Here is a 15,516-nt window from a genome sequence, read left to right as displayed (position 1 = left end):
ATTCTGTAAGTAGTTTTGCATTAATAATTTAACACAGAAAATTGATATGCAAAATGAAATCAATATCCCAATCATCTTAGCTTCTGTAAGAAAGATTGGGGATGCATTTTTAAAACAGTATAAACAAAATACCATACCTCAAAGTATGGATGAACTTTTGAAACAATTAGAAGATATTGATGTATTGTGTCTTACATCTTTGAAAAAAGATCTCACTGCTACTTTTCCCCATATGCCTTGGCATATCGGGGATGAATTTGATACCGAATCGCAAAAGGAGTCAACCATAAAAGGGGATTACTGGCTCTGTGATGCAATGGATGGTGCCATACAATATCTTCAGCATATTCCGGGATGGACAATCAATTTGGCATTTATTCGTGATGGAAAACCATTATTCTCCGTTATCTATGATCCCTTGGCCACTGAAATGTTTTGGGCAAAAGAAGGTGAGGGAGCTTATATGAATGGCAAACCTCTTATGGTTAGTAAGAAAACTGATTTGGGGGTGATGTTGTCAGTCTTTGAATACGGTCATCAAGATAAATCGACAAACCAACTTAATAAAGAAATTGGAATGACAGTTACAAGACTGCTTGATAATTTTGGAATTGTAAGAAATTATGGACCTCACGGATTGCAATTGGCCTATGTGGGCGCTGGAAGAATCGACCTGTTTATTCAGGAAGATATCGATACCTATAACTGGATAGCAGGTATGTTAATCGCTAAGGAATCAGGTGCCGAGATATTGAACGCAGACGGAATTCCCTGGCAATGGGGGAGCGAAAGCCTATTGGTAGCAAGGAAAAGTATCACCGAAAAATATCTTGAAATAAAATCATTAAAATAAAATGAATATAGCAATAATAGGGGCAGGGGCGGGAATTGGCTTACATGCGGTTAAACAGGCTGTTGAAAAAGGACATATGGTAACGGCATTATCGACAAATACGGATCAGCTCCCTACGCATCCCAATCTCATTAAGATAAAAGGAAGTGCAACAGTGTCTGATGATTTGAAAAATGCAATCAAAAATACTGATGCAGTCCTTATAACTGTTGGAACAAAGAATAAAAAGGCAACGACTCTTTTTTCTGATATAGCCAAAGCACTTATAAGCGTTACAGCTGATCTGAACTTTTCTTCGCCTGTTTTGGTCATCACGGGCTTTGGGGCCGGAGAGAGTAAAGGTTATTTAAGTTTCTTTATGCGCACAGTCATTTCATTGTTTCTTAAAGATCAGTATAACAATAAAACCATCATGGAAGATTTGATCACAGCGAGTGCTATAAAATGGGAAATCGTACGACCAGGAATGCTGACGGATGGAGAGTTGACTTCATCTTATCGTGTATTACCCAACCTTAAGAAAGGAATGAAAGTTCGGAAAATATCGCGAGCTGATGTCGCACAATTTTTAATTACCGAAGCCGAAAACCCTAAGATGCTTCACCATTATGTAGCATTAACGAATTAATGATCAAAAAAAGAGACGGGAGTAGTTCTGTCTCTTTTTATTAGTGAAATGAGTGTTTATTTGCTTTTTTAAAAGATATTTGTTTGCAGATATTTCTATCAGAATGAAACTGAAGGAATGAATAATAGATGGTTTAAGAATACACATGCCTGTCGCTTTTAAATAGTAAAACCTGATAAGATATGGGTACCTGGAGATTTCGAACTTTTACTTCAACATTCCCTAATTTTTTATTTCAAAATGATCTAGTCCGGAATGATAGGGGAGCTAACTTACATGTTAGACTCTCCTCCAGATTTCTGATCATCATTTTTGATATTGGAATCGTACTTCTCCCTTTGCGAATTGCTCTTGCCGAACTTCCACGAAAAGTTAATGCCAAAGGATCGAAATGGAATGGCAAAATTTCCATACTGTTCGTATTGATCGGTTTTTGCATATGAACCCAGATTCTTTACTTTTTGAAATGGATCGACCATAGTAAGCCCTAAAGTACCTTTCTTCTTCAGTATTTCTTTTTTTACACTTAAATTCCACATGTTAAAGGAGGCATAATGCCCTTGGAATGTTCGCTCTGGAGCATCAAAAAATATAAAAGACTCGGCTATCCATCCTTTTTTCAGATCTACAGTACCGCTGATAAAGGTCTTGTAATTGATGAAAGTCTTATTGGCCTGATGTGTCAAATTACCGTAGAGATCTTTGGGCTGTATATGGAAGGTGTATAGGTCGATATTTCCTCTCAACGTCAATATTTTAAATAAATCGACAGATGCAAAGATATTAGTTCCAAATGATTGTGTTTCGCCGATATTGGCGAAAGTCTGCAATACGATTGGCTTGCCGTTGTTGTTCGTACTCCTGTAAATGGATTCAATGACATTGCTGTTTCTTCGTCGGTATAGCGAAAGATTAAGCATGTATTTTTTCATAGTGAGATGCGTGCTCAATTCCATGTTATGCGACAGTTCAGGGGCTAATTGTGGGTTTCCCTGTAATTGATTGACAGGGTCTGATTCGTTTCGGAAGGGGTTTAGAAAATATAGACTTGGCCGTTGCATGCGCTGGTTATAACTGATCTTCAAATTTAACTGTTCTGAGACTTTATAGGAGATCACTGCGCTAGGGAGAATATTGTGCTGCTGATCACGAAAACTAGCTTGCTGATCGATGGCTTTAATTTCTGCTCTTGTATACTCATATCGAACTCCGGCTTTAATATCGGTTCTTGTGTTTAAAGGGATCTGTAGCGTCGAATAGATGGCCCCTACATCTTGCCTATAACTGAAATTGTAAGTTCTTTGACTGACATTTAAATAGACATTTTCCTGTCCGATTGTATCGACTTGAATAGTAGATTGGATGTCCCTGAAGATGGCTTTTGCGCCCAATTCTAAAGTGGCCTTTTTGATGGGATGGGTATAATCCAATTGTATCGTTACTTCTTTATTCGCGCCTGCGTTCAGTCCTTTTTCATCAGGACGAAAATTGTTCTGCAGAAAGAAAGATTGATAATTTGTATTGGTGTTATTTTTAGATAATTGAACTGAAAAGTTTAATTCTTGATTTTTCTTCTGAAATTTTCGGATGTAATCGGTACTCCAGTCAAATCCTCCGAAGCGAACTTGGTTGTTATTGATACTGCTGATAGGGGCACTTATTGCATAGCTTGTCTTGAGGAGATTGTCTGTTTGGATAGTGAGCTGATGTATGTTGAAATTGGAAATGAGGAGATTATTGGAATCAAGTTCATAATCTAATGATAGGCTCCCTCTTAAACCATTCCTTTTGTTCCGGCTTTCGGTTTCTTGTTCGATATACTGTTCCTTATTCAAAAGTTCCTGATCAAATGTGATGCGTGTATCAACAGGCCAGCTCCAGGAATTTCCCAAATTTGCATTCATGCCTAATTTGCTCTTTCTGATGCTGATATTTCCATTGAAATTATTCTGTCGCGTTCCTAATCCTCCGGAATATGATCCATGTACTCCATCGGTACTGTTTCGTTTGGTATTGATAATAATTATTCCGGAACCACCTTCTGCGTCATATTTTGATGATGGACTGGTGATCACTTCTATATTTTTTATCTGGTCTGCAGGAATCATTTTTAGGGCGTCTGCCATATTATTATTCATAGCCCCTGAAGGCTTTCCGTCAAGTAATATGCGGACATTTCGATCTCCTTTCAGCGATACATTACCCATTGCATCCACAGATAGTAGCGGTACTTTTCGCAATGCATCAGCCGCATTTCCTCCAGACAGGGTGGGGTCAAGTGCCGTATTATAAATAAGCCGGTCTGTTTTGATTTGTACAAGCGGTGTTTTATGGTATACAGCCACCTGTTGCAACTGATGATTAGCGGCAGACATACCGATCATACCTAAATCAACATTACCGTTATTGATGTTAATGGAGTGTTCTGTACTGGTCGCGTAACCCAATGCGCTCACTTTTAGAAGATAATTGCCGGGCTGAACCGCTGTGATTTTAAAATTTCCTGCTGCATCACCAATGACTGTTTTCATCGGTCTGCCATCAGCAGTATCTTTCCTATACAAATAGATACTTGATGCTGGAATCATTCTTTTTGTTAAAGAATCAACTACTTTTCCTGTAATGGTGTGCGCTTTAAACTGTCGTTTTATTTGTCCAAATGAGCAATGTGGCAGGTTTAAAAGTAGGAGCAGTACTACTGGTTGCATTATATAAAGTACCTTATTTTGTTTCATAATCAATGTTTTCCCAAATGTTCAAACTTTGTTGGACACCGTAAATTTTATTACGCCAACGGGGCGGGAAATGATGTTAAACTAAGATTTATAGATTCACGTAATATTAGGTGCCATTGGTGTAAAAAATTATAAAATGGTTATTAAATTTTTAAATTTGGGTATGACGAATAGAAGGCTTTTGAGCATCGTTTTATTTTTTTGGCTGATTTCATTTTTATACCTTATAATCGGAGCAATTTTATTTTCAAGATCATCCTTTGAAGGGGTGATCTTGATTGTGTTTTCGCAATTACTTTTATTGGGAGAGATCATTGTCTGTCTGTTCTATATCTTCCCAAAATTTTGGCGTGCGAATAAAGCGATTTCTTTAACGGTTAGCGTTATATCATTGCTTTTAACCATTGTATTTTTGAGGTATTCTTTTGAAGAAGTGCTCTTTGTGAAGTATCTTGGATTCAAGCCGAACCCTCATCTTGATCCTTATTATTTCATCTACGATAACTTTTATTTTTCATTACCTGGAGTCTTTATCGCCCTGATTGTGTATCTGGTCGCGAAATCTTTTGAGGTTGAAAAAAAGAACAAAGTGCTTCAGGCGGGGATGGAACAGGCGGAATTGAATTTCTTAAAATCGCAGCTCAATCCTCATTTTCTATATAATACCTTAAATTATATGTATTCCATAGCGTTGCCTTTGTCCGAAAATTTATCAACTGCGATCCTAAAGCTGTCGGATACCATGCGGTACACGCTGGCGCAGAATAAGCGGGATATGCTGACGCTTGGTGAAGAAGTCGTGTTTATTGAAGATTATATTGCCCTCCATAGCATGCAGTTTCATCCTAATTTTTACCATACATTTTTAATAACGGGAGCAATAGACAGGCTCTTATTCCCACCTTTATTGCTTGCTCCATTTGTGGAGAATGCCATTAAACATGGCATAACACATGTTGAAAAGCAACCGGTCAATATCCGTTTAAATGTCACGCCAGCAATATTGGAATTTGAAGTGTCTAATTATATCAATACACAATTTCAGGAAAAGGGCAGTGGTATTGGAATCGCTAATGTTAAACGTCGGCTCGAAATTTTATATCCAGGGAAACATACTTTACATATGGAAAAGAATGATCTGGTTTATCGTATATCTTTAATTGTAAAATTGTGGTAAAGGGTGAGATAGATCGTAAAAGATATCGGTGCATAGCACTGGATGATCAATTGTACGCGACAGGAATTATTGCTGCATATGTTGACAAGACCCCAGATCTGACTTTAATCAAAGCGACCGATGATGCATTTGATGCTTTAAATATGATTATGAGCGGACATGTTGATCTGGTATTTTTAGATATTCAGATGCCGACGATAAACGGTATTCAATTTCTCAAACGTTGCGGAAATAAATGCCGGGTTATTTTAACTACAGCTTATCCGGACTATGCACTGCAAGGTTTTGATCTGGATGTGGTAGACTACCTGCTGAAGCCATTTTCCTATGAGCGTTTTCAAAAGGCTGTAGATAAGTTTCGGTTATTACAATTGGCGTCCATGACGCCGCAGGTTGAAAATGACTATCTGTTATTAAAAGGTGATGCTAAAAATAAATATTATCAGGTTAAATTTTCAGATATCATGTTTATTAAGGGTTTGAATAACTATATATCCGTCTACACGAAGGATCAACATATCATTACTTATATGAATCTGAAAGAAATAATTAATCTGATTCCTACCCGACTTTTCTGTAGGGTGCATCGTTCCTATATTGTATCTTTTAACTATATCAAATTTATAGACGGAAATTCTCTGCTAATTGATGAAGAGAAAATTCCCATCAGTGAAAGCTATAAGGCTACATTTTATTCGAGATTGAAGGAATTTTAATAAGGGGTATGATGTATTTTATAAGGTAAATTTCAAAATGTTATCTTTTTTAATTTCTTAGTAGGGTATAACAAGGTCATCTAAAACATCTTTGTATCTGTTTCGTTCGTGCTATTTTAATTGGTAGTATGATCACACTAAAAATCATAGCACTAATTTAAAAAAATCTCATTAACTCAAGTATTGTCGTAAGTGTAGTTCTCGCGAAAATGGAATTGTTTTTAATTACTGTTTGCTAAAATAAATAGATTTATTACTACTTATTTTAGTTATTTATGTTTATATTAGTGTTTGATAATCAATTAACCATGAATTATGATGAGGCAAAAATTAAGACGTGTTGATGATCCCTTGTGGAAATCGATACTGGAGCAGACTTTTGCAGATTTCCTCCGATTTATGTTTCCCGAAGCTGAATTGTTATTTGACTTGAATAAACCTTTTGAATATCTCGACAAAGAGTTTGAGACCTTATTTCCGCCAGAAAAGAGTAATAAAGGTAAAAGATTTGTCGATAAGTTAGTAAAAGTCTATATGAAAGGTGGAGGTGAGCAATTTATCTTTTGTCATATTGAAGTGCAGTCCAACAAGGGTAATAATGATTTGGAAAAACGGATGTTTGAATATTATTATAAAATCACTGATCGATATCAGGTGCCAGTTTGTGCCATAGCGATATTGACTGATGAGAATAAACATTATAAGCCAAAGTTGTATGAACAAAGTTTTTTAGGAACGACTTTACGGTATGAATTCAATTACTATAAGATTCTAAGTCAAAATGAGGAAGATTTACGGTCTAATCCGAATCCATTTGCTGTTGTGGTATTAACGGCATTTTTGGCTATAATTAATAATAATGTGACCGACGAAGAACTTAAAGATATTAAACATGATCTTTACGATCAAATGATGAAAAGGGATATGGAAAAGACTACACGTCAGGGTATTTATGATTTCCTGGCTTATTATGTTAGTTTTGAAGATAAAGAAATTTTTATTAAATTTGAACAAGAAATCGATACAAAATTAGGAAGGAGCACAACAATGGGTACACGTGAATATTTATTGGAAAAGGCTAAGCGAGAAGGACAGGAGCAAGAACGTGGATTAGCGGCGGTACGCATCAAGAAATTGGAAGCTCTTGCTGAGGCTGAAAGGGAGAAAGCTGAAGTAGAAAAGTTCGAATCAGCTACTAAAATGTTGAATAGTGGTTTTGATATAGCGATGATTTGTGATATTTTATCTCTGACTCCGGAGCAAGTCGAAAAATTGAAATAAAGTTTTACTGAGCTAATATTAAAAAAGGTGCCTTTGGACACCTTTTTTTGTTGATATCAATTCTCTTTTAGAATAAGTATTTGCGCAGGGGTGGCAGTGTACCATAGTAATATGTTTTCGGCTGTAATGTAGTGACATATTGAAAAAGTGACATCGTTAAGACGTAACATATTGACGGAGTAACGGGACAAGGGAGTGACCAGCCGGTTGCTTGTAAGACTGAGGAAAAAGTGATTAAAAAGGAGATTCTTTGTAGCGTCTCCTTTTTTGTTTATGGCTTTTGATATCTACTTCTTCTATTCAACTGTTTTCTGCAAGGAAGACGATTAAACAGCCCATAGCTGTATTTCAGGGTTGCGTTTTGAACATTTTTACCCTTCTTTTTAAGATCTGTTTCATTTTTTGAAAGCCTAAAAGTATAGTTTTGTTTTGCAATTGGAGATTCTGAAAGGCTCATTTGCAGACCAAACCATAAACTACTAAACTTAAATTTAATAAATGAAATTTTTTATTGACACAGCCAATTTGAATGATATTCAGGAAGCCCAAGACTTCGGGGTTCTCGACGGTGTAACGACCAATCCTACATTAATGGCAAAAGAAGGGATAAGCGGTGATGATCTTGTTCAGAAACATTACTTAGCGATCTGTGCTATTGTCGAGGGCGATGTGAGCGCTGAGGTTATTGCAACCGATTATGAAGGAATGATCCTGGAAGGAGAGCAACTGGCAAATTTGGATAGCAAAATCGTGGTCAAAGTACCCATGACTCAAGCGGGTATCAGAGCCATCAAATATTTTAGTAACAAAGGCATAAAAACCAACTGTACATTAGTTTTTTCTGCTGGACAGGCATTATTGGCTGCAAAAGCAGGTGCGACATATGTTTCTCCATTTATAGGCCGTCTGGATGATATTTCTGTCGATGGACTGGGGCTTATCAAAGAAATACGGGAAATATATGATCATTATATCTTTCCTACCCAAATATTAGCGGCATCTGTACGTAACAGTACGCATATATTGGGTTGCGCCAAAATAGGTGCCGATGTTATTACATCGCCCTTGTCTGCCATTCTTTCTCTTTTAAAACATCCCTTAACAGACAGTGGTCTAGCGCAATTTTTAGCGGATCATAAACGGGTAGCTGCTCAAAACAATTAATCGCGATGGAAATCAGTAAAAAAAGTATTTCTGAGCTACAGGCTGTTGTTTCGCAAGTGCGAAGAGATATCGTTCGCATGGTCCATGCCTGCCAATCGGGTCATCCCGGAGGATCTTTAGGGGCTACAGAACTGTTGGTTGCTTTATATTTTGAAGTCATGACCCGGAAAGAGGGATTTGATATGGATGGAAGCGGAGAAGATCTGTTTTTTCTTTCTAATGGCCATATTTCTCCTGTCTTTTATAGTGTACTGGCGAGAGCAGATTATTTTGATGTAGCCGAACTGGCTACGTTTCGCAAGCTTGGATCCCGGTTGCAGGGGCATCCTACCACGCATGAGGGGTTACCAGGTGTGCGTATCGCATCAGGTTCACTCGGTCAGGGTTTATCTGTGGCAATCGGTGCGGCACAGGCTAAAAAACTAAATCAGGATGCAGGACTGGTTTATGTTCTGATGGGTGATGGCGAACTGCAGGAAGGTCAAGTGTGGGAAGCTGCGATGTATGCGCCACATAATAAAGTGGATAACCTGATTGCCATAATTGATTATAATGGTGCACAAATCGATGGTGCGACGAATGATGTTTTGTCTTTGGGTGATCTGCGTGCCAAGTGGTTAGCTTTTGGTTGGCAGGTATTGGAAATACATCAGGGAAATGATATCGCAGCTATACTGGAAGGTCTTAGCCAAGCGCAACAGCAGGCTCGTCAAGGTCTTCCAACTGTTATTTTACTGCATTCTGAAATGGGAAATGGCGTTGACTTTATGATGGGATCACATAAATGGCATGGAGTTGCTCCTAATAACGATCAACTGGCAGATGCTTTGGCACAGAACCCACAAACATTAGGAGATTATTAAGCAAAAAAATGAAAAAATATACATATAGCGAATCTAGGGATACCCGCTCAGGTTTTGGAGCGGGGCTACTGGAAGCAGGTCGTCAAGATGAACATGTAGTGGCACTTTGTGCTGATTTGATCGGGTCACTAAAGATGAACGATTTCATAAAAGAATTTCCGGAAAGATTCTTCCAGATCGGTATTGCGGAAGCCAATATGATGGGAATAGCGGCCGGTCTGACCATCGGGAATAAGATTCCGTTTACGGGTACTTTTGCCAACTTCGCAACCGGGAGGGTGTATGATCAGATACGCCAATCGATCGCTTATTCTGATAAAAATGTAAAGATCGCAGCATCGCATGCAGGATTGACACTGGGAGAAGATGGTGCGACGCATCAGATTTTGGAGGATATCGGTTTGATGAAGATGCTACCAGGGATGACAGTGATCAATCCTTGCGATTATAACCAGACCAAAGCTGCGACGATTGCTGCCGCAAAGTATTTCGGTCCTGTGTATCTCCGTTTTGGAAGACCTGTAGTACCTGTCTTTACACCAGAAGACCAGGAATTTGAAATCGGAAAAGCGGTTATGCTGAACGAAGGGAATGATGTGACTATTATTGCCACAGGACACTTGGTCTGGGAAGCCATTCAAGCAGGTGAGCTTTTAGAGCAATTGGGTATAGATGCAGAGATTATTAATATACACACCATTAAGCCATTGGATGATAATGCGATATTGAATTCAGTTCGAAAAACAGGCTGCGTGGTGACGGCGGAAGAGCATAATCGCTTAGGTGGTTTAGGAGACAGTGTTGCACAGTTGCTTGTCAAGAATATGCCGATCCCACAAGAATATATTGCTGTTGATGATTGTTTCGGTCAATCGGGGACACCTGCACAACTTATGGAAAAATATGGTTTAAATGCGGCGAACATCGTATCTGCAGTAGAGAAAGTGATTTCCAGAAAAGTAGACCAATCTGCACAAGTGTTATAAACCCTTTAATCTTCTGAATTCCATGAATTCAAAAAAATAGGTAAGGAAAAGGTCGGCTCACTCATGCTTATTGAAACCTAAATTGATAAATTATCAATTTACCTAAGTGTTAATATTCAATTATAAACCAAATGATTATGAAAAATATCTGGACGGTGTTATGTGTAGTCCTATCCATTACGGTATTAAAAGCTCAAACCGTTACAGCTCCTGAGGGGTTTGCTTTATATCAACCGGATATTGTACATGGTAAAATAGATACGATTACTTATCCTTCATCAACTGTTGGTATAGAACGGACGGCTTTAGTGTATTTACCTCCTGGGTTCTCAGCAAAGAAATCGTACCCCGTACTTTATCTTTTACATGGGATCGGTGGCGATCAGTTTGAGTGGTTAAACAATGGTACTCCTCATGTTATTCTGGATAATCTGTATGCACAAGGTAAGGTGGAACCGATGATTGTGGTATTGCCCAATGGCCGTGCGATGAAAGATGACCGCGCTATAGGTAATATCATGGATGCGGTTAAAGTTGAGGCTTTTGCGACGTTTCAAAGAGATCTTATTGATGATCTTATTCCATATATCGAAAAAACTTATCCTGTGATTGCTAACCCTTTGAACCGTGCCTTATTTGGATTATCCATGGGGGGAGGTCAAGCTCTAAATTTTGGTCTTGGCAACTTGGATACATTTGCCTGGGTCGGTGGGTTTTCTTCCGCACCCAATACCCTAATGCCTGAGCAACTGATCCCACATCCGCAAGAAGTAAAAGACAAACTCAAGTTACTTTGGCTTTCTTGTGGCGATCAAGATGGTTTAATCACTATTACGAACAGAACACATGATTATTTGAAAAAGCATGAGGTACAGCATGTCTTCTATATCGAGCCGGGTGGACATGATTTTAAGGTTTGGAAGAATGATCTGTATCAGATTTCGCAATTGTTGTTTAAGGAGCGTAGTCAGGGTAAATGATCACATTTTGAATATGTATGTAGGCTATTTGGTTCCTGAAACAGGGTTATAAGTTGACCAATACAGCCTAATCAATGTATAAAATAATAAGTAGAGGAAACAAAATAGCATGATGAGATTGATGGTTGCTAAATTATTTACGATCATAGGGATAGTAATGCTGTCCATATTCGGCTGTGTTGCATATGCGCAGCATAAAAGCTCACTAAAATTGTGGTATGATCAACCTGTCGTTGATCAGATCTGGGAACAGGCATTACCGATCGGGAATGGGCGTCTGGGAGCGATGGTGTATGGTATTCCGGAGCGTGAAGAATTACAGCTTAACGAAGAAACGATTTATGCCGGGGGACCATACCGCAATGATAATCCGAATGCGTTAAACGCACTTCCTCAAATTCAGCAATTGATCTTTGCTGGTAAAACAGAGGCGGCCGATCGCTTAACAAATCAATCATTTTTTACCAAAACCCATGGCATGCCCTATCAGACGGCAGGCAGCGTCATTTTGAATTTTCCTAACCATAAAAATTATCAGAATTATTACCGCGAACTGGATCTCGAAAAAGCTGTCGTGCGGTCGCGCTATACGGTAGACGGTGTCACCTATACGCGTGAAGTGTTTTCTTCTTTTGCTGATGATGTGATTCTAATGGAAATAACCGCTAGTAAAAGGGGAGCTTTAAATTTTGATCTCGAATATGCAAATCCTTCCAGGTACAACATTTATAAATCCGGTCAAAGCCTAATTTTGGAAGGTAGCGGGACATCGCATGAAGGTATTGACGGAAAAATCAGGTATCAAAAGCATACTGCTGTTAAAAATAAGGACGGCCGTGTCACGCTCACGGATAACAAACTGACCGTATCGGGTGCGACATCGGTCGTGATCTATATGGCTGTTGCCACAAATTTTGTGAATTACAAAACCCTTGATGATCAGGAAGCAGTCCGGGCGGCGAGTACATTAGCACTGGCTCAAAAGAAAGCTTTTAAAACGGCATTGAAGCAGCATATCGCAATGTACAGCAAGCAATTCGCACTATTCAATTTAGATCTGGGTCAAACAGCAGGACAAGAAAATCTGACGACGACTAAACGGATTGAAAGTTTCAAAACGACGCAAGATCCAGCTTTGGTGGCGTTATTGGTGCAGTTTGGACGGTATTTATTGATCTGCTCTTCTCAGCCTGGTGGGCAGCCTGCCAATTTGCAGGGGATCTGGAATAGATCGATGAATCCGCCATGGGATAGCAAATATACGGTCAATATTAATACCGAAATGAACTACTGGCCAGCGGAGGTTACTAATCTTTCAGAAACGCATGAGCCCCTTTTTCAGCTTATTAAAGAGTTGAGCGAGAGTGGTCGAGAAACTGCACGGGTACTCTATGGTGCTGATGGATGGGTTACGCACCATAACACAGATCTCTGGCGGGTGACCAGTCCAATTGATTTTGCGGCAGCAGGTATGTGGCCGACAGGCGGAACATGGCTAACGCAGCATTTATGGGAGCACTATTTATACACCGGTGATCAGAAGTTTCTTACTGAAGTGTATCCTGTCATGAAAGGAGCGGCCGATTTTATTCTTTCTATATTTATTGCACATCCTAAGCATAAAGACTGGCTGGTCATTGCACCCTCCATATCTCCCGAGCACGGGCCGATCTCTGCGGGGGTTACCATGGACAATCAACTGGCTTTCGATATCCTTACACGTACGGCATTAGCGAGCGAGATTGTCGATCAAGATGCCGCTTATCAAGCGAAATTAATAAAAGCCGCTCGAAAGCTTCCGCCTATGCAAGTAGGCCGATATGCGCAATTGCAAGAGTGGCTGGAAGATCTTGATGATCCTAAAAGTGACCATCGGCATGTATCGCACTTGTATGGCCTGTATCCGGGAAACCAAATATCGGCGTATCGGACGCCCCAATTATTTGAGGCTGCTGCTAATTCATTGCAGTATCGAGGTGATTTTGCGACAGGTTGGTCTATCGGCTGGAAGATCAATCTATGGGCACGTTTGCTCAATGGGAATAAAGCGTATCAGATCATAGACAATATGTTGACTTTAGCGAATCATAAAAATCCGGATGGACGGACTTATCCCAATATGTTTACAGCCCATCCACCTTTTCAGATTGATGGAAATTTTGGTTTGAGTGCAGGAGTTGCTGAAATGCTGCTACAGAGCCATGATGGAGCGGTGCATGTGCTACCCGCGTTGTCCGAGTTATGGAGCGATGGCGCTGTCTCGGGTATTGTAGCTAGAGGTGGATTTACTGTTGATATGAACTGGAAAGATGGTCAGATTCGGAACATTGCTGTTACCTCAAAAATTGGCGGAAACCTACGTTTACGATCCTACTGGCCACTTAAAGGTAAGGGGTTGAAGAGAGCAGCTGGTGAAAACTCAAATAACCTATTAAACCCTATAGCTGGAAAAGAAGCCCTTGTGTCATCACAAGCGACTTTGAAAGGGCCGCATTTGAAACCAATCTTTGAGTACGATATGGCTACTCAAAGAGGAGAAAAGTATGTTTTTAACGCACAGTAATTGCTTTAAAAGCATGTGAGAAGATAATGTTGACGAACAATAGGGAATAAAGAGACCAAAAAAAATATTAGAAAAATAGGATATGTTATTATTAGGAATAGATTTAGGGACTTCCTCTATTAAAGTTTCGGTTATTGATGCACAGACCAATAGGAGAATTGTGTCTACACAGTACCCCGATAGCGAAGCTGCAATTATTTCGGAACAGCAGGGCTGGGCGGAGCAAGATCCCAATCTGTGGTGGGAGCATACAAAATTGGCGATAAAAAAGCTGAACAGTACAGGACTTTATAATCCGAAGTATATCGGTGCCATTGGAATTGCTTATCAAATGCATGGCCTCGTGATCGTAGACAAGGATCAACGACCACTGCGTAATGCCATTATCTGGTGCGATAGTCGAGCTGTTGCAATAGGCGATCAGGCAATCTCAGATCTGTCTTCGACTGGTTTTTTGGCCTCACATCTCAATTCTCCAGGAAATTTCACTGCTTCAAAGTTAGCCTGGGTGAAACACAATGAACCCGAACTGTATGCGAGGATACATAAATTCATGCTACCGGGTGATTATTTGAGCATGTGTTTAACAGGTGAAATTAATTCTAATATCAGTTCTATATCGGAAGGAATCTTATGGGATTTTAAGAACAATAGGATCTCGGAGACCTTACTTGATTATTACGGTATTGATCAGGATTTAGTTCCGGATATTTTACCTGTTTTCTCAAACTATGGACTGATCAAACCCGAAGTAGCGGATGAACTGAACCTTTCCAGAGATGCTTTCGTGAGTTATAAAGCCGGTGATCAGCCTAATAATGCACTTTCTTTGAATGTATTTGAACCCGGAGAAGTGGCTGCGACTGCTGGTACATCGGGTGTTATATATGCGGTTACGGATCAACTGGTGTATGATCAGGAGTCTCGTGTCAATACATTTGCGCATGTCAACCATAATTCTTCGCAGACAAGCTTAGGAGTGCTGCTCTGTATAAATGGTACCGGTATCCAAAATAGCTGGATGAAAAAAATAACGGCACTGGGCAATGACTATGTACAGATCAATCAATTGGCGTCTAATATCGCCATAGGTTCTGATGGTATCACGGTTTTGCCTTTTGGCAATGGTGCCGAAAGAATGTTAAAAAATAGGATGGTGCATGCCCATATCGAAAATATTGATTTTGTACGTCACGACGAAGCGCACCTGTGGCGTGCCGCTCAAGAAGGAATAGCTTTCTCTTTTCGCTACGGTCTGGATATTTTGAGGCAGAATGGAATAGAACCAAAAGTAATCCGTGCCGGACATGCCAATTTATTTTTAAGCCCCGTATTTCAGCAGTCTTTTGCTGGGGTGACACAGGTAGAAGTCGAGCTTTATGATAATGATGGAAGTGAGGGGGCAGCGCTGGGAGCTGGAATCGGAGCAGAGATATTTGCTTCTCGGAAAGAAGCATTTGCCGGATTGGAGAAACATGCGATCATTGAACCTTCACATATCACTTTATATGATGAGCTGTATGAGAAATGGAAAGATAGTTTAAATAGGAAATTGTTAAATTAATAAAAA

The 15,516-nt window shown here is 39.5% G+C and carries 12 protein-coding genes; 11 read left to right on the top strand and 1 reads right to left on the bottom strand.

Translation table 11 applies throughout. The features are described 5' to 3' along the window. Positions 1–46: 46 nt before the first annotated feature. Complete coding sequence (locus tag WH188_RS24010; protein WP_208697072.1) at positions 47–853, top strand: inositol monophosphatase family protein; 807 nt, start codon at positions 47–49, stop codon at positions 851–853. Between the two features lies 1 nt (position 854). Next, positions 855–1,481 carry an NAD(P)-dependent oxidoreductase gene (locus WH188_RS24005; protein WP_339424740.1) on the top strand — a complete coding sequence of 209 codons (627 nt, stop codon included), beginning with the start codon at positions 855–857 and terminating at the stop codon, positions 1,479–1,481. 272 nt (positions 1,482–1,753) lie between these two features. Here WH188_RS24005 and WH188_RS24000 read toward each other — a convergent pair whose 3' ends face one another. After that, positions 1,754–4,216: a TonB-dependent receptor gene (locus WH188_RS24000; RefSeq protein WP_339424739.1), complete on the bottom strand. Its 2,463-nt coding sequence runs from the start codon at positions 4,214–4,216 to the stop codon at positions 1,754–1,756. A 136-nt stretch (positions 4,217–4,352) separates the two neighbouring features. On the opposite strand from WH188_RS24000, the gene WH188_RS23995 reads away from it, so the two are divergent. The 9 genes from WH188_RS23995 (at position 4,353) to WH188_RS23955 (ending at position 15,510) form a co-directional block, all read left to right on the top strand. Continuing rightward, the gene (locus WH188_RS23995) at positions 4,353–5,393 is read left to right on the top strand and encodes a sensor histidine kinase (protein WP_168126230.1); all 1,041 of its coding nucleotides are present in this window, start codon (positions 4,353–4,355) and stop codon (positions 5,391–5,393) included. Further along, the gene (locus WH188_RS23990; RefSeq protein WP_232789247.1) at positions 5,387–6,109 is read left to right on the top strand and encodes a LytR/AlgR family response regulator transcription factor; all 723 of its coding nucleotides are present in this window, start codon (positions 5,387–5,389) and stop codon (positions 6,107–6,109) included. Before WH188_RS23995 ends, WH188_RS23990 begins: the two co-directional genes overlap by 7 nt. 315 nt (positions 6,110–6,424) lie before the next feature. Then, positions 6,425–7,390, top strand: a complete 966-nt coding sequence (locus tag WH188_RS23985) for a hypothetical protein (protein ID WP_168126231.1) — start codon at positions 6,425–6,427, stop codon at positions 7,388–7,390. Positions 7,391–7,888: 498 nt separating this feature from the next. Further along, positions 7,889–8,554, top strand: coding sequence for a fructose-6-phosphate aldolase (gene fsa, locus WH188_RS23980; protein ID WP_339424738.1), 666 nt, complete (start codon positions 7,889–7,891; stop codon positions 8,552–8,554). 5 nt (positions 8,555–8,559) lie between these two features. Next, positions 8,560–9,417, top strand: a complete 858-nt coding sequence (locus tag WH188_RS23975) for a transketolase (protein WP_339424737.1) — start codon at positions 8,560–8,562, stop codon at positions 9,415–9,417. Between the two features lie 8 nt (positions 9,418–9,425). Next, positions 9,426–10,403 (top strand): transketolase family protein, encoded by a 978-nt coding sequence (locus WH188_RS23970; protein WP_339424736.1) that lies wholly within the window; start codon positions 9,426–9,428, stop codon positions 10,401–10,403. A 137-nt stretch (positions 10,404–10,540) separates the two neighbouring features. Further along, positions 10,541–11,383: an alpha/beta hydrolase gene (locus WH188_RS23965; protein WP_339424735.1), complete on the top strand. Its 843-nt coding sequence runs from the start codon at positions 10,541–10,543 to the stop codon at positions 11,381–11,383. A gap of 109 nt (positions 11,384–11,492) precedes the next feature. Continuing rightward, positions 11,493–13,946, top strand: a complete 2,454-nt coding sequence (locus tag WH188_RS23960; protein ID WP_339424734.1) for a glycoside hydrolase family 95 protein — start codon at positions 11,493–11,495, stop codon at positions 13,944–13,946. Between the two features lie 82 nt (positions 13,947–14,028). Then, positions 14,029–15,510 carry a xylulokinase gene (locus WH188_RS23955; protein ID WP_339424733.1) on the top strand — a complete coding sequence of 494 codons (1,482 nt, stop codon included), beginning with the start codon at positions 14,029–14,031 and terminating at the stop codon, positions 15,508–15,510. Positions 15,511–15,516: the final 6 nt, after the last annotated feature.

The sequence above is a fragment of the Sphingobacterium sp. MYb388 genome, from assembly GCF_037479535.1.
In the GTDB taxonomy this organism is placed as follows: domain Bacteria; phylum Bacteroidota; class Bacteroidia; order Sphingobacteriales; family Sphingobacteriaceae; genus Sphingobacterium; species Sphingobacterium anhuiense.
The sequence above is the reverse complement of the archived record's forward strand: the minus strand, read 5'-3'. Positions and strand labels throughout refer to the sequence as shown.